Origin of the sequence: Zavarzinia sp. CC-PAN008, assembly GCF_051903925.1 — a bacterium.
GTDB lineage: Bacteria > Pseudomonadota > Alphaproteobacteria > Zavarziniales > Zavarziniaceae.
Genome location: NZ_CP173678.1, coordinates 3854655 through 3870358 on the forward strand (window position 1 = coordinate 3854655; position 15704 = coordinate 3870358).

13 protein-coding genes are annotated in these 15704 nt (G+C 70.2%); 5 read left to right on the top strand and 8 right to left on the bottom strand.

Annotated elements, in window-relative coordinates; all coding sequences use genetic code 11:
• The first annotated feature begins 56 nt into the window (after positions 1–56).
• The 3 genes from ACI6GS_RS18050 to ACI6GS_RS18060 are packed head-to-tail and all read left to right on the top strand — an operon-like array spanning position 57 to position 4748.
• A complete protein-coding gene (locus ACI6GS_RS18050; RefSeq protein ID WP_439814850.1) occupies positions 57–458 on the top strand; it encodes a copper resistance CopC family protein in 402 nt (133 codons plus the stop codon).
• Positions 459–481: 23 nt separating this feature from the next.
• The gene (locus ACI6GS_RS18055) at positions 482–2134 is read left to right on the top strand and encodes a copper resistance D family protein (RefSeq protein WP_439814851.1); all 1653 of its coding nucleotides are present in this window, start codon (positions 482–484) and stop codon (positions 2132–2134) included.
• 4 nt (positions 2135–2138) lie between these two features.
• The gene (locus tag ACI6GS_RS18060) at positions 2139–4748 is read left to right on the top strand and encodes an MMPL family transporter (protein ID WP_439814852.1); all 2610 of its coding nucleotides are present in this window, start codon (positions 2139–2141) and stop codon (positions 4746–4748) included.
• Here the strand turns inward: ACI6GS_RS18060 and ACI6GS_RS18065 are convergent.
• The 8 genes from ACI6GS_RS18065 to ACI6GS_RS18100 form a co-directional block, all read right to left on the bottom strand.
• On the bottom strand, positions 4651–5667 hold the full coding sequence (locus tag ACI6GS_RS18065; protein WP_439814853.1) for a lysylphosphatidylglycerol synthase domain-containing protein: 1017 nt from the start codon (positions 5665–5667) through the stop codon (positions 4651–4653). The two genes, ACI6GS_RS18060 and ACI6GS_RS18065, sit on opposite strands and share 98 nt — an antisense overlap.
• Positions 5668–5678: 11 nt before the next feature.
• On the bottom strand, positions 5679–6458 hold the full coding sequence (gene hpnK / locus ACI6GS_RS18070) for a hopanoid biosynthesis-associated protein HpnK (protein ID WP_439814854.1): 780 nt from the start codon (positions 6456–6458) through the stop codon (positions 5679–5681).
• A gap of 163 nt (positions 6459–6621) precedes the next feature.
• The gene (gene hpnJ / locus ACI6GS_RS18075) at positions 6622–8058 is read right to left on the bottom strand and encodes a hopanoid biosynthesis associated radical SAM protein HpnJ (protein WP_439814855.1); all 1437 of its coding nucleotides are present in this window, start codon (positions 8056–8058) and stop codon (positions 6622–6624) included.
• Positions 8055–9239, bottom strand: a complete 1185-nt coding sequence (gene hpnI / locus ACI6GS_RS18080) for a bacteriohopanetetrol glucosamine biosynthesis glycosyltransferase HpnI (protein WP_439814856.1) — start codon at positions 9237–9239, stop codon at positions 8055–8057. The genes hpnJ and hpnI overlap by 4 nt, the downstream gene beginning before the upstream one ends.
• Complete coding sequence (locus tag ACI6GS_RS18085; protein ID WP_439814857.1) at positions 9236–9892, bottom strand: ABC transporter substrate-binding protein; 657 nt, start codon at positions 9890–9892, stop codon at positions 9236–9238. The genes hpnI and ACI6GS_RS18085 overlap by 4 nt, the downstream gene beginning before the upstream one ends.
• Positions 9893–10017: 125 nt before the next feature.
• Positions 10018–10629 (bottom strand): HD-GYP domain-containing protein, encoded by a 612-nt coding sequence (locus ACI6GS_RS18090; protein WP_439814858.1) that lies wholly within the window; start codon positions 10627–10629, stop codon positions 10018–10020.
• Between the two features lie 79 nt (positions 10630–10708).
• Positions 10709–11833 carry a 2'-deoxycytidine 5'-triphosphate deaminase gene (locus ACI6GS_RS18095; protein ID WP_439814859.1) on the bottom strand — a complete coding sequence of 375 codons (1125 nt, stop codon included), beginning with the start codon at positions 11831–11833 and terminating at the stop codon, positions 10709–10711.
• A gap of 87 nt (positions 11834–11920) precedes the next feature.
• Complete coding sequence (locus ACI6GS_RS18100; RefSeq protein ID WP_439814860.1) at positions 11921–12496, bottom strand: sugar O-acetyltransferase; 576 nt, start codon at positions 12494–12496, stop codon at positions 11921–11923.
• Between the two features lie 119 nt (positions 12497–12615).
• Here ACI6GS_RS18100 and ACI6GS_RS18105 point away from each other — a divergent pair, with 119 nt between their 5' ends.
• Together ACI6GS_RS18105 and ACI6GS_RS18110 are read left to right on the top strand one after the other, a co-directional pair.
• Positions 12616–14049: an amidase gene (locus tag ACI6GS_RS18105; protein WP_439814861.1), complete on the top strand. Its 1434-nt coding sequence runs from the start codon at positions 12616–12618 to the stop codon at positions 14047–14049.
• Entirely contained in the window at positions 14046–15677 is a 1632-nt protein-coding gene (locus ACI6GS_RS18110; protein ID WP_439814862.1) for a caspase family protein, read from the top strand. Before ACI6GS_RS18105 ends, ACI6GS_RS18110 begins: the two co-directional genes overlap by 4 nt.
• Positions 15678–15704 lie beyond the last annotated feature (27 nt).

Consider the following 15704-nt stretch of genomic DNA (forward strand, 5'->3'; position numbering starts at 1 on the left):
CGGTTTCCGTGCCGCGGGCCATCTGCTAGTGCGGATGCGTTCGGAAGGAGCCCAACATGCGCCGTCTCGTCCGGGGTCCAGCCCAGGGCATCGCCCTGACCCTGATCGCCGCCCTGCTTGTCCTTGGCCTGGGCGTCGCCGCGCGGCCCGGCCCCGCGCTGGCCCATGCCCTGGTGCTGGAGGCATCGCCCGGCGTGAATGCCAGGGTCAATGGCCCCGACGTGCCGATCCGGGTCGAATTCAACAGCCGCATCGACAAGGCGCGCTCGCGAATCGTGCTGTTCCTGCCCGACGGCAGCCAGCGCGACCTGGCGCTGGTGGAGGAGGCGAACGACCACCGGCTGGTCAGCACGGCGACCGGCCTGCAGCCCGGCAAGCATCGCCTGCGCTGGTTCGTGCTGGCCATCGACGGCCACCTGACCCGCGGCGACATTCCCTTCGAGATCGTCGCCCCCTGACCACAGGTCCCTGAGGAACCGCCATGGAGCTGCTGCTCGACATTTTCGGCTTCCTGACGATCGTCCTGCGTGGCTTCGACTTGGTCGCGCAGTCGATGGCCGTGGGTGGCATCGTCTTCATCGCGGTGATCGCGCAGCCCCTGCAGGGTCGCCTCGGCGTGTCCGGCGCCGCCCTGCTGGACCGCAGCTACCGGCTGCTGGTCCTGGCCGGCATCGGCCTCGCCGCCTTCAACGGGGCGCGCATCCTGCTGCAGCTGGGCGCCCTGTTCGGGACGATCGACCTCGACTGGGAAGAGGCCCTGGGCGCCCATTTCGTGACCGCCTGGGGCGTGCGCGCCGCCTGTGGCGTCGCCATCGCGGCGCTGGCGGCCAGCCGGGTCGAAGGCCGGCTGTGGCTGCTGGTGCTGTTCACGGCGATCCTGCTGCTTGCGGGCATCCTCACCAGCCATTCGATCGCCCGCCTGGACGACCGCGCCATCCTGGCCGCCGCGACCCTGGTCCACCAGGTGGGTGCCGCGATCTGGATCGGCGGCCTGCCCTGGTTCATCGCCGGCCTGGCCCGCGCCCAGGACGGCCGCCAGACCGAGGCGATCGGCCGGCGCTATTCCCTGCTCTCGCTCCTGGGCGTGGCCCTGATCCTGGCGGCGGCGGCGCCGATGGTCTGGCTCTATATCGGCTCTGTCCCTGCCCTCTATGGCACCGCCTACGGGGTGATGGTGGGGGCCAAGTCGGGCCTGATGATCGGGCTGCTGTTCCTGGGCGCCGGCAACTTCTTCATGATCCGCCGCCTGGCGCGCGATCCGGGCCTGCCCACGCTGCGCCTGCGCCGCTTTGCCGAGATCGAATTCGGCATCGGCATCACGATCCTGTTCGGGGCGGCGTCCCTGACCTCAGCCCCGCCGGCGATCGACCTGACCTATGACCGGGCGACGGGCACGGAGATCATCGAGCGCATCACGCCGCGCTGGCCGACGCTGGAGAGCCCGGATCATGCCGACCTGGCAATTCCGGCCCTGCAGGCCGAACTGGACCGCCAGGCGGCGGAGGCAAGGGCCCAGGCGCCCCAGGCCTTCGTTCCGGGTGCCGGGTTCGCCCCGCCGCGCAACGCGCAGGATATCGCCTGGTCCGAGTACAACCACCACTGGGCCGGCATCCTGGTCCTGGCCATCGGGCTTCTGGCGCTGGCCCAGGCGTCGGGCAAGGTGCCGATCGCCCGCCATTGGCCGCTGCTCTTCCTGGTCCTGGCGGCCTTCCTGTTCGTCCGCTCCGATCCCGAAGTCTGGCCGCTGGGCGATATCGGCTTCTGGGAGAGCTTCCGCGATTCGGAAGTGGTGCAGCACCGTGTCGTGGTCTTCCTGGTCGTCGCCCTGGGCCTGTTCGAATGGTCGGTCCAAACCGGTCGCCTGCCGCAGCGGCCCTATGGCGAGGTGATCCCGATGATGATCGCGGTGGGTGCCACGCTGCTGCTGGTGCACAGCCACGCCGTCGCCAACATCAAGGAGCAGCTGCTGATCGAGATCACGCACATCCCGCTGGCGCTGGCGGGGGTGGCGGCGGGCTGGGCGCGCTGGCTGCAGATCCGCCTGGACCCGCCGGGCAACCGCATCGCAGGCTATGTCTGGCCGTCCTGCTTCGTGCTGATCGGCCTCCTGCTGCTGGCCTATCGCGAGAGCTGAGCGCATGTTTCATCGCGCGCTGGAGGCGCTGGTCACGACCTCGGCACGCTATGCCCTGGCCACGGTCCTGATCCTGGGCGTGCTGTCCGGGCTGCTCGGCCTCTATGTCAGCCGCACGACCAGCATGGACACCGATCCGGTCAAGCTGATGTCGACCGAGCTGCCCTGGCGCCAGCGCGAGATCCGCTTCGACGCGGCTTTTCCCGAGAGTGTCAGCCGCATCGCCATCGTGCTGGACGCCCCCACCCCGGAACTGGGGGAACTGGCGGCCGACCGCCTGGCCCAGGCCCTGCGCGAGCGCCATGCGGCCGAGATCAGCTCCGTCCATCGGCCGGATGGCGGACCCTATTTCGCACGCAACGCCTTCCTGTTCGAGGACACCGACCAGGTCCAGTCGATCGCCGACAGCCTGATCGCCGCGCAGCCGCTGCTGGGTGCGCTGGCCGCCGATCCGTCGCTGCGCGGCGTCATGGCGGCGATGGACCTGGCGGCCGAGGGTATCGCACGGGGCGAGGCGCCCTTGGCCGACCTGACCCGCGCCTTCGACACCCTGGCCGACAGTGTCGAAGGCGCCCTGGCCGGCCGCTATGTGCCCCTGCCCTGGGCCCGGCTCGTCACCGACCAGGAACCGGACAAGCGCGCCCTGCGCCGCTTCATCCTGGTCCAGGCCCAGCTCGACTTTTCGGGCCTGTCGCCGGCCGCCGCCGCGGCCAAGGCGATCAAGGACGAGGCCCAGGCCCTGGGCCTGGTGCCGGAACGTGGCTATCGCGTGCGCCTGACGGGCAGCCCGATCATCGCGGACGAGGAGTTCGGCACGATCGCCGAAGGGGCCGCCACCTCGACCGTCGCGGCCTTTGTCCTGGTCGGCCTCATGATGGTGGCGGCGGTCGGCTCCTACCGCGCCATCATTGCGATCATGGCGACGCTGAGCGCCGGGCTGGCCTGGACCTTTGCCTTCGCCAACAGCGTGGTGGGCGCGTTGAACCCCATCTCGGTCGCGTTCGCGGTCATGTTCATCGACATCGCGGTCGACTTCTCGATCCAGATGACGGTCCGCTATCGCGAGGAGCGGCAGCGCGGGCGCCATCACATGGACGCCCTCCGCGCCACGGCGGGAGAGCTTGGCGCCTCGATCACGCTGGCCGCAGTGACGACGGCGGTCGGCTTCCTGGCCTTCACGCCGACCGCCTATGTCGGCGTCGCCCAGTTGGGCCTGATCGCCGGCGCCGGCATGATGGTGGCGCTGTTCCTGAACCTGACGCTGTTTCCGGCGCTGCTCAGCCTGCTGCACCTGCCGCCGGTGCGCTCACCCATCGGCTTCCAGTTCCTGCGACCCGCCGACCGCTTCGTCCTGCGCCATCGCAAGGCGATCCTGGGCACGGCCGCGGTGCTGGCCCTGGCGGGATTGGCCCTGCTGCCCCGCCTCACCTTCGATTTCAACCCGCTGAACCTGCGCGACCCCGAGACGGAGGGGATGTCCACCATCCTGGACCTGATGAAGGATCCCGAGACGACGGTGAACACGATCGACGTCCTGTCCGACACCCTGGACCAGGCGGCGGCCCTGGCGCAGCGGCTGGAAACCCTGCCCGAGGTGAAGCAGGCGCTGACCCTGGCCAGCTTCGTGCCCACCGACCAGGCGGACAAGCTGGCGATCCTGGAGGACGCCAATTTCTTCCTTCAGCCGACGCTGAACCCGCCTGCCGTCGCCGCACCGCCCGACGATGCCGCCCTGGTCGCGGCCCTGCGGCAGACCACAGCGAAACTGTCGGCGCTGCCGGGCCAGGATGCCGCCACCGCACGCCTGCGCGCCGCGCTGACCCGCCTGGCGGAGGCCGACGCCGCGACGCGCGCACTGGCCAGCGCCAGCGTGACCGATGGCCTGGCGCCGCTGCTGGACGGCCTGCGCGCGGCCTTGTCGGCGACGCCCGTGACGCTGGACGATGTCCCCCAGGCGCTGAGGGACGACTGGCTGGCCAAGGACGGGCGGGCCCGGATCGAGGTCTTCCCCAGCGGCTACGCCAACGACAATGCCGTCCTGCGCCAATTCGTGGCGGCGGTGCGTCCCCTGGCGCCCGATGCGGTCGGGGCGCCGATCTCGGTCCAGGAATCTGCTGACACGATGGTCGATGCCTTCATCACGGCAACGCTGCTGGCCCTGGCAGCCATTACCGTGGTGCTGGCCCTCATGCTGCGCCGGGTGCACGACGTGCTGCTCGTGCTGATCCCGCTGCTGTTCTCGGCGATCCTGACCCTGGCGATCACCGTCGTGATCGGCATGCCGATCAACTTCGCCAACATCATCGCGCTGCCGCTGCTGCTGTCGATCGGCGTGTCGTTCGCGATCTACTTCGTGACGCGCTGGCGCGGTGGCGAGGGCGAGCCGCTGTCCTCCCCCCTGGCGCGCGCCGTGCTGTTCAGCGGCCTGACCTCGGTCGTGGCGTTCGGCGCGCTGGCGGCATCCAGCCATCCGGGGACGGCCAGCCTGGGCCTGCTGCTGATGATCGCGCTGGGCATCACCCAGGCGACCGTGTTCCTCCTCCAGCCTGCGCTGCTGGGGCCGCCGCCCGCCGCTTCAGCAACGCCCGCCCCTCAAGCAACTGCCAGCCGATAAGGGCGGGTACGAACAGGATCAGGTCGCGCGCGCGCCGGGCCAGGGCCAGGGCCAGCGCCACGTCCGGCGGCAGGCCGACAAGCGCGCCCAGCAGCAGGAAGCCGCCTTCCTGCACGCCGATGGCGCCAGGCACGATGAAGGCGGCACTGGCGATCGCCTGGATCAGCGCCTCGATCAGGATGGCATCCCAGATCGAGACGGTATGGCCCATGAAGTGCAGGACCAGCCAGATCTCGCCCCCGCCCAGGATCCAGCCGACAAGCTGAAGCGCCAGCGACAGGCCGACCCGGTCGGTGCGGCGCCAGCCCTGGCGCACCGCCCGGTCCAACCGGCGCGAGGTCAGGCCCAGGCTGCCCCAACGGTCGCCGAACAGCTTGCCGACCACGCCCGCCGCCAGGCTGAACAGGCCGCGCCGCTGGACCACGATGAAGAGCGCCATCAGCGGCAGCAGGATCAGCATGCCCAGCCCCAGGCGCAGGATGATCGCCTGGTCGTCCGTCCGTAGCAGCAGCAGGCCAAGCCCGACCAGCGTGAAGAGGAACTGGCTCAGCAGCGACAGCGTCATGTCCAGCACCAGGCTGGAAACGGACGGCGCCACGCGGAAGCCGCGGCGCAGCATCAGCCGTCCGCAGACCACCTCGCCCCCGACGCGCGCCACGGGCAACAGGCCGTTGACCGCCTCCCGCACCCAGACCAGGGCGGTCCACAGCACGATCCCGCCCGTCCGCCGCCCCGGCATCAGCACCTGCCAGGCGCGCCCGTTGACCGCCATCGGCACGATGTGGAACAGGCTGGCCAGCAGGATGCCCCAGCCCGCCGTGGCCAACGCCCCCATGACGTCGGCGAAGCCCTCGCCGATCAGCAGCGCGGTCGCCAGCGCCAGGCCAAGAAGGCCGAGCAGAGTCCCCAGGCGCAGCATGGCTGGTGGCGTCAGGCGTCGCGGAACGGTCGGGGCGCCAGCCCCAGGGCAGCCACCCGCGCCCTGACGGCCGGGCTGACCAGGGCGGCATGCTCGGCATTGCCCAGGGCCGGGTGGCTGTAGACCTCGGTCGTGCCCGGGCCCAGGCGGTCCAGCGCCGCCAGCACGCGCGCCTCGTCCATGGCGCCGGTCCAGGCCAGGCCCAGGACCCGGTCATTGGTGGCGATCCCGGCGCGACGCGCCTGGCCCGCCAGAACCGCCGTCCACTGCCGCATCGCCCAATGGCCAAGGCCGGCGCCGGCGATCCCCTCCTCCCGCGGCAGGCGCAGGCAGCGCATGCCGAAGCGCCGGCCGATCCGCAGGATCAGGCCGGCCACGGTCGGATGCAGGTGCATGTGCTTGTGCGCGTTGACATGGTCGAGCAAGAGCCCGGTCGCGGCAAAAGCCTCGAACTGGGCCGTGATCTCCGCCTCCAGCTGGCGGCGCACGGCGGGCCGGAAGTACCAGGAGAAGCCCGACTTCACCAGGTCGAGGGAGAAGCGCCCATCCGCCCCCACCAGGTCCGGCACCGCCTCCGGCGGCAGGACCGGCGTCGCCTCCACCAGCACGACATGCAGGCCGACACCCAGGGTCGGCAACGCCCTGGCGCGCGCCACCGCGTCGGCTGCGGCGGGTTCCCCCACCATCAGGCTGGCGGCACTCAGCACGCCGTGGCGGTGGGCATCCTCCACCGCCTCGTTCACGGCGAGCGACGCACCGAAATCGTCCGCCGTGACGATCAGCTTCTTCATCGTGCGGCCACCCGGAGATCCAACCTCATCCTGGAGGCCCGGCCGAGGACCCCTGACAATTCCGCTCATTCCCGCTAAAGCGGCAATCCAGGGTCACGCAGGACACCGCTTGTGGCCCCTGGATCCCCGCTTTCGCGGGGACGCGCAGGGATCAGCGGACCAGTCAGCCCGCCAGCTGCTGGTTCTTGCGCTCGCGCAGGAACTGGAAGAACTCGACGCCCTCGCGCAGGCGGCGCTTCATCATGTCCGGCGAGCGGACCATCTCGCCGACGATCGAGCCGATCTTGCCGGCGCGGAAGTAGAAGCGCTTATAGAAGTCCTCGACCGAGTGGTAGATCTCGCTGTGCGACAGGTGGGGATAGTGCAGCGGCGCCATCTGCACGCCGTGCTCGTCCACCAGTTCGGCGTTGGCGATGTCCAGCCAGCCATTCTCCAGCGCCTGCTTGTAGAGATGCGTGCCGGGATAGGGTGCCGCGAGTGAGACCTGGATCGTGTGCGGATTGATCTGGGTCGCGAACTTGATCGTCTCCTCGATCGTCTCCTTGGTCTCGCCGGGCAGACCCAGGATGAACGTGCCGTGGATGGCGATGCCCAGTTCGTGGCAGTCCTTGGTGAACTTCTTGGCGACGTCGACCAGCATGCCCTTCTTGATGTTGTGAAGGATCTTCTGGTTGCCCGATTCATAGCCGACCAGCAGCAGGCGCAGGCCGTTGTCCTTCAGCACCTTCAGCGTCTCGCGCGGGACGTTCGCCTTGGCGTTGCAGGACCAGGTGACGCCCAGCTTGCCCAGTTCGCGGGCGATCGCCTCGGCGCGCGGCAGATCGTCGGTGAAGGTGTCGTCGTCGAAGAAGAATTCCTTCACCTGGGGGAAGGCCTTCTGCGCCCAGGCGATCTCGGCCGCGACATGCTGCGGGCTGCGCGTGCGATAGCGGTGCCCGCCGACCGTCTGCGGCCACAGGCAGAAGGTGCAGCGCGACTTGCAGCCACGACCCGTATAGATCGAGATGTACGGGTGCTTCAGGTACCCGATGAAATAGTTCTCGATCTTCAGGTCGCGCTTATAGACTTCGGACACGAACGGCAGCGCGTCGAAATTCTCGATCATCGCGCGCTCGGCATTGTGCACGATCTTGCCGTTCGCGTCGCGATAGCTAATGCCATCGATCGCGGCAAAGTCCCGGCCTTCCGCGATTTCCTTGATCGTGTAGTCGAACTCGTTGCGCGCAACGAAGTCCAGGACCGGCGCGCTGGCCAGGCTCTGGTCCGGCTCGACCGCGACCTTGGCGCCGACAAAGCCGACCTTCAGGTTGGGATTGGCGTCCTTCATCGCCTTGGCGACCTTCACGTCCGACCCGAACGAGGGCGAGGACGTGTGCATCACCACCAGGTCATGGCTCTTGGCCATGGGCAGGACGTCGGCCATGGACTGACGGTGCGGCGGCGCGTCGACCAGCTTGGACCCCTCGACCAAGGCGGCCGGCTGGGCCAGCCAGGTCGGGTACCAGAACGACTTGATCTCGCGGCGCGCCTGGTAGCGCGCCCCTGCCCCGCCGTCGAAACCCTCGAAAGAAGGCGCCTGCAGGAACAAGGTCTTCATCATGCCCGTTTCTCTCCATCCGGGGGCTCGACGCCGCTCGCGGCGACCTCGGGCCCCAGCCGGCCGGCCCGGCCGACGCCCAGCGTCTCGCCCCGCCACTCGACGCGACTCGCGACGAAGCTGGCCAGAATCACTCCAAATGACACAAGGTCGCGGAGTGGCACCAGCCACAACGGCGTCGCAGGCACGCGCAAGGCGTGCGCGGTGACCCGTACCATGAGCACGCGCGCAAGGCCAGCGCCAGCCAGGACTGCAAGTGCCGCGGGACTGAACCCGGCAGCCGCGGCCCCCAGCGCCGCCAGGCACAGCGTGTGCGTCACGATCGAAGCGGGATAGTCGAGCGGGGCCACGGCCCGCATGGTCCGCGCCCAGCGCAGCTCGTGCCGGAACAGGCCGGACAGTCCCTTCTCCGTCACCATGTTGGTGACGATCACGGGCGACAGGGCCAGCTTCAGCCCCGCCTTGCGCACCGCCTCGCCCAGGACGTAGTCGTCGGCCAGCTCGTCCTTCAGGCGCTCCAGGCCGCCGATCCGGGCCAGCGTCTCGGCACTCAGCGCCATGGTGGCCCCGAAGCAGCCCTGCCGCGCGCCCAGCAGGTCGGCCACCAGGACCGAGGGCAGGAAGCCATGGTTGATCTGCGCCGCCCCCAGGCGCGAGGCAAGCGTGCCGTCCGCCGCGATTCCACGATAGAGGCAGGTGACCAGGCCGACCCCCGGCCGCTCCAGCTCGCCCACCAGCGCCGCGACATAGTGGGGCGGCACCGCCATGTCGTCGTCGGCGATCACGACGATGGGATGGCGGATCGCGGGCGCCATGTTCAGCAGGTTGGCGACCTTGGGATTGCGCCCGTCGCGCGTCGCATCGACGACCAGCGTCACATCGGCCGTGGGACAGGCCTGCACCACCGCCTCGACCACGGGGATCGCCGGATCGTCGGGCCGCTGGATGCCGAACACGACCTGAAGCGGCGCGTGCTCCTGGTCCAGCAGGCTGAAAAGGTTGACCGCCAGGTGCGGCTCCGCACCGTGCAGCGGCTTCAGCGCGGTAACGCCCGCCGGCTCCTGCGGGCGGGGCCAGCGGCGCCGGACGAAGCGCCGCGTGGCATAGGCCGCGACAAGCTGGTAGGCGGCGCCGGCGACCGCCGCCCCCAGCAGGATCCAGGAAAGGACCCCAAGCAGCGTCAAGACGCCTTCATTTCCCTGGACTTGCGGTCCAGCAGCGCGATCAGGCCGGCCGCCCCCTGGTCGCGCACGACGGACGAGAACTCGGACCGCCGCGTGGCCAGCTCGCTGATCGTCGCATTGAGGTAGACGTCCACGGCGCGCCAACCGGCATCGGTCCGCCGCATGACATAGTTGAGGTCGATCGGCTTCTGTCCGCCTGTCTGGAGCAGCTGGCTCAACTGCAGGACCGATCCGTCGGGATTGGCGCGCGCCTCGCCCACCTGGAAGCTCTGCCCGTCCCAGCCGTCGAAGCGATCGGCATAGATCGAGACGGTGTAGTTGGTGAACGCCTTGACCAGGTCGGCGCGTTCCTGCTCGCTCATCTGCCGCCAGCGCGACCCGACGGCGATGCGCGTCATCTCGGGCAGGTCGAAGGCCTGGGCCAGGGGCCCCGCCAGCTTGTCATAGCGCTGCTCGAAGCTCAGCTGCTTGGCCTGCTGCATGACGTCCAGCAGGTCCGCATAGAGTGCCTCGATGACCGCCTTGCTGTCCTGCTGGGACGCCGCCGCGGCGGGGGCCGGCACGGCCGTCGCCTGCGCCGCCAGCGCGGGCTGCACGGCAAGCCCCGCAAGAAGGGCTGGGATCAGCAGGACAGGCTTGAACGGGATACGCATCGAATCACTCCGGCTCGTCTTGGCCGCCGCTGAATGGAGCACATTCCGCAATCCGGCCCTGACGGCAATATGGGGTCGCCCGCCTCCGAAGCCAGGGTCGCCGGCCCGGCACCGTGGCGCTCGCCTCAGGACGCGACCTCCGCGTCATAGGCCGTGGCCAGGGTGTCGGCATGCTCCCCGAACACGGCCAGGAGGTGCGGGTCGAACCGGCCGGGGCGCAGGCGGGCGTCACCGTGCATCATGATGTCGACCGCGGTCCCGTGATCCAGGGCGGGCTTGTAGGAGCGGACCTCGCGCAGCGCGTCATAGACGTCGCAGATCGCGACCAGGCGCGCCTCCAGGGGGATGGCCTCGCCCGCCAGGCCATCGGGATAGCCGCTGCCGTCCCAGGCTTCGTGATGGTGGCGGGCGACGTCGCTGGCCAGCCTGGCCAACGGATCGGGCGAGGCGCCCAGGATGCGGGCCCCCAACACCGTGTGCTGCCGCATGTCCACCCATTCCTCGGCGGTCAGCGGCGCCGGCTTCAGCAGGATGGCGTCGGGAATGGCGAGCTTCCCCGCGTCGTGGATCTGCGCCAGCAGGGCCAGGGCGCGGCAGCGATCGTCCGGAAAGCCCAGCAGCCCGCAATAGGCCTGCGCCAGGCGGCCCACCCGCATCTGGTGCCCCGCCAGCTCGGACGCGCGCAGCGACCCGGCCTCTGTCAGGCACGATGCCAGGGCCTCCACCACCTCGATCATCTGATCCGGGCCTGTACAACTTTTGTCGACAGGTCACACTAGGCCCCAAAATGCGCTAAGGAAACGTTTACGGACGATCTCAGATGCGGAAGGGTCGGAACTGCTTGGACAAAGCCAGCGCCTGGCGCTGGTAGCTTGACCCGATCGCCGGGCCATAGACCTTGGTCGGTTCCGCCGTCAGCCTCTCGAAGCGAAGTGAGCCGATGAGCTGCCCATCCTCGAGGAGGAAAGGCACCTCGTGGCTGCGCACCTCCAGCACCGCCTTGCTGCCGGGTCCGCCTGGCTCGAAGCCGAAACCGGGGTCGAAGAAGCCGGCATAGTGCACGCGGAACTCGCCCATCATCGTGTCATAGGCGATCATCTCGGCCGCATAGGCCGGCGGCACGCGGATGTCCTCCTTTGTCACCAGGATGTAGAACTCATCCGGATCAAGGACCAGGCCGTGCTTCAGCGGGGCCATGATCGGCTCCCAGAAATCCAGCGGGTCGTAATGTCCGATGCGCTCCAGGTCGATCAGCGCCGCATGCCGCTTGGCGCGAAAGCCGACCAGCCCCCCGGCGCTGCGCCCGCTCAGGTCCAGGCTGACGCCCAGCGCATCGTCGCGGATCGTGCCCGGCACGCCGTCCTGGTGCACCAGGCCGATCCGCGCGTGCAAGTCGCGCAGGGCCCCGCCCCGCACGTCGCCTGACCCCATGCGGAACCGCATCTGGCTGAGCGTCGCCCCGGCCCTCGCCACGATCGAGAAGGTGCGCGGCGCGATCTCGGCATAGAGCAGCCCGGAATAGCCGGGCTCCACCCGGTCGAACGCGGTCGAGCGGTCGGTGATCAGGCGGGTGAAGACGTCCAGGCGCCCGGTCGTGCTCTTGGGGTTGGCAATCCCCGTGACCCCGCCCGGCAGGTGCACCTCCTCGACCAGCGGCACGATATAGACGCAACCGCGCTCCAGCACCGCGCCCTGGCGCAGGTCGATCTCGTGCATGCCGAGCTGCTGGACCTTGTCCCAGACGGTCGCGCCCTGCCCAGGCAGGAAACTGGCCCGCACGCGATAGGCGTGGGTGCCCAGGCGCAGGTCCAGGCTGGACGGCTGGATCTGCTGTGCCTCGATGGGAAGAAGCGCCGTGATGCGCCCCTCGGCGATCAGCGCCTTGATCGTCTGCGACGGGGCCAGCCCGGTCCAGGTCGTCGGCTCCTGCCCCCCAGCCATCTCCGCCACAGTCCCACCCCTCGCTGCCAGGCTCGCTTTCTGCCCGCAGCAGTGGCCCGAAGCAAGGCAAGAGCCGTTGCGGAGCGGCTAATTGCCTGCGTCGGCGCGTTCGCGAAGGCGGGCGGGGTTGCCAACCGCGGTCGCCCCGTGCGGCACATCGCGGGTCACCACTGCACCGGCGCCAACAATTGCGTCGTCGCCGATGGTGACCCCGGGCAGGATGATGGCGCCCCCGCCGATCCACACATTGCGGCCGATCCTGACCGGCACGCCGCATTCCAGGCCCTGGGCACGCTGGCGCGGATCGCGCGGATGATCGGCGGTCAGGATCTGGACACCCGGTCCGATCTGCGTGCCGTCGCCGATCGCCACCGCGACCACGTCGAGCACGACGCAGTTGAAGTTGATGAAGACGCCGTCGCCGATCCGGATGTTGTAGCCGTAGTCGCAATGGAACGGCGGCCGGACCACGACGTCTGCGCCGACATGGCCCAGTCCCTCGGCCAGGAGCGCGTGCCGCTCATCCTGCGATGCCGCCAGGCTTGCGTTGTAGCGCATCATCCAGGCCGAGATGCGGGCCTGATCGGCCGCCAGCTCCGCATCGCCGCCGGCGCAGTACAGGTCGCCCGCCAGCATCCGCTGCTTCTGCGTCCGAGTGTCCATCAGGCTTCAGATTCCCGTGAATGGGCCGCCGTCATCAGGCGGCCTTCGGACGATGATTGCAATGGGGGTGGGCGGACGGTCACCATCGGCGCCGGTGCGGCGGGAGCGTTGGGGAGCAGATGGACCTGTGGAAGAAGTCGGCGCGCGCGATGGTGGCGCTGCTGAAGGCGCGGGAAATCAGCCCGCTTGAGGCGGTCGATGCCGCCCTGGCCCGGATCGAAGCGACCGACCCCGCCATCAACGCCATGCCGATCCTGTGCCCGGAGCGCGCCCGCGCCCATGCCGCGCGCCTGACGGCACAGGGCGGCGGGAGGGAAGAGGCAGGTCCCGGCTGGCTGGCCGGCCTGCCCATCGCGGTGAAGGACCTGACCGAGGTCGAAGGCGTGCGCACCACCTGGGGCTCGACCCTGTTCCGCGATCATGTCCCCGCCCGGTCAGACGTCATGGTGGAGCGGCTGGAGCGGCGCGGCGCCATCGTGGTGGGCAAGTCGAACACGCCCGAGTTCGGCGCCGGCGGCGCGACGTTCAACGAGGTGTTCGGCATCACCCGCAATCCCTGGAACACGGCGCACTCGGTGGGCGGGTCGTCCGGCGGTTCCGCGGCGGCCCTTGCCGCGGGCCAGGTCTGGCTGGCGACGGGCTCCGACCTGGGCGGCTCGCTGCGCACGCCGGCCGCGTTCTGCGGCATTGTCGGCTTCCGCGTCACCCCATTCCGCGTCGCCGCCGGCCCGTCGCCCAGCCCGTTCGACTCGCTCTCGGTCGAAGGGCCGATGGCGCGCGACGTGGCCGATGTCGCCCTGATGCTGGACGCGATGGCGGGCGTCGATCCGCTCGATCCGCTCTCCCTGCCCGAGCCCGCCGTGCCGTTCCAGCAGGCGCTGGCGGGCCCCCTGCCCGCCCGCGTCGCCTTCAGCCGCGACCTGGGCCTGGTCCCGGTCGATGACGAGGTGGCGGCCCTGTGCGAGCAGGCGGCCCGGCTGCTCGCCCGCGACGGCGCCCGCGTCGCCCACGCGACACCCGACCTGACGGGGGCGCACGAGGTGTTCCGCACCGACCGGGCGCTGGCCTTCCGCGCCCGGTTCTCCCCCCTGCCGCCCGAGAAGCGCGCGCAGCTGAAGGAGGAGATCGAGTGGAACACGCGCATGGGCGAGGGCCTGGGCGTCGACGACATCCTGCGGGCGCAGGCCCTGCGCGGCGCCATCGTCCAGCGCATGGCCGCCTTCTTCGCCGAGCACGACATCCTGATCGCACCGGCGACGGTCGTGCCCCCGCCGATCGCCGAGGAACGCTGGGTGACCGGCGTGGGCGGGCACCGCTTCGACACCTATCTGGACTGGCTCGCGATCGCCTATGGCATCACCGTCACTGCCTGCCCGTCGCTCGCTTTGCCCTGCGGCCTGACCCGGGACGGCCTGCCCGTCGGCCTCCAGATCGTCGGCCCGCCGCGGGCGGAGGCAGCGGTCCTGGCCTGTGCCGCGGCCCTTGAACGCCTGCTGGGCCTCAGCGCCCAGGTGCCCCGCGATCCGACCAGCGCCTCAGGAGACCGGCGATGAAAACGCGCCTCCTCTCCATCCTGCTGGCTGGTCTGCTGCTTGCCCTGGGCGCACCGCCCGCCGAAGCGAAGCGGGTGGCGCTGGTCATCGGCAATGCCGCCTATGCCGACGCCCCCTTGCGGAACCCGGTGAACGACGCGACCGACATGGCGGCGAAGCTGGACCGCCTGGGGTTCGACACGATCACGGTCACCGACACGGACAAGCGTGCACTGGAAACGGCCATCGCGGACTTCGGCTCCCGCCTGGAGAAAGGGGACACGGCGCTGGTCTTCTATGCCGGCCATGGCATCCAGGTGAACGGCCGGAACTACCTGATCCCGGTCGACGCCACGCTCGATCGCGAGAATCGCGTGGCGTTGGAGACGGTCGATGTCGAGCGAATCCTGGAACAGCTTGGCTTTGCGGAGGTGGATGTCTCAGTCGTCATCCTCGACGCCTGCCGCAACAACCCCTTCGCCCGCAGCTTCCGCTCCGCCGCCGCGCGCGGTCTGGCCCCGGTCGGCTCGGCCCCGCGCGGCACCCTGATCGCCTATGCGACGGCGCCGGACAGCGTCGCCGCCGATGGCGACGGGCGCAACGGCCTCTATACCCACCACCTGCTCCAGGCCCTGGACGAGCCCGGCCTGCAGGTCGAGGAGGTGATGAAGCGCGTGCGCGTGGGCGTCTACACGGATTCCGGCGGCGCCCAGGTCCCGTGGGAGACCGCCTCCCTGACCGGCAGCCTGGTCCTCAACCAGCGGGCCCCCGCCGATGCCGACCGCACCGCGGGCGGTGCCGGCGATCCGGCGCCGCGCAATGCCTGCGACGATCTTGCCAGCTATGTCGGCGATCCGCAGCGCATCGCCCCGCCGGTCGCGGGGGCAACGCTGCTTGCCAATCCCGAGCCCGCCATCCGCGCCTGCCAGGCGGCGGTCGAGCGCCATCCCGGCGAAGGCCGCCTGCACTACATGCTGGGGCGCTCGCTCCACGCCGCCAACCGGCTTGAGGAAGCAGCCACGGCCTATGGCCGCTCCATCGAGCTGGGGCACCTGATCGGGACCGATGCGCTGGCCGCGATGTACATGGGCGGGACGGGCGTTCCCCGTGACCCGGCCCGCGCCGCGGCGCTGTTCCAGGCCGCCGCGGACAAGGGCGACTACAGCGCCATGGGCTCCCTTGCGCTGCGCTATGACCAGGGGATCGGCGTGCCCCAGGACTCCGCCCACGCCTTCGCCCTGTTCGCGCGCGTGGCCGAGGCGACAGGCGCCGCCATGGCCTACTACATGATGGGCGACATGCTGCAGGCGGGGCGCGGAACAGCGGTCGACAATGCCCGGGCCATGCGCATGTTCAAGGCAGCACAGGACAAGGCCATGCCCCAGGCCGCCGTCCGGCTGGCCGCCTTCCACGCCATCGGCATCGGCGTGCCCCGCAACCTGGAGGAGGCCGCCCGCCTGCTCCAGGCCGCGGCCGATGCTGGCGACCCCACGGGCACGCTCCGGCTTGCCACGTACTATCTCGAGGGGGTTGGCGTGCCGCGCGACCCGGTCCAGGCCGAACGCCTGTTCCGCCGCGCCCACGCTGCCGGACCCGCCTACCAGGAGGATGCGGCAGCCGGCCTGGCGCGCCTGGGCAAGGTGCCCTGAGCGGACCGGGCGCCCGGCCCGCCGCGT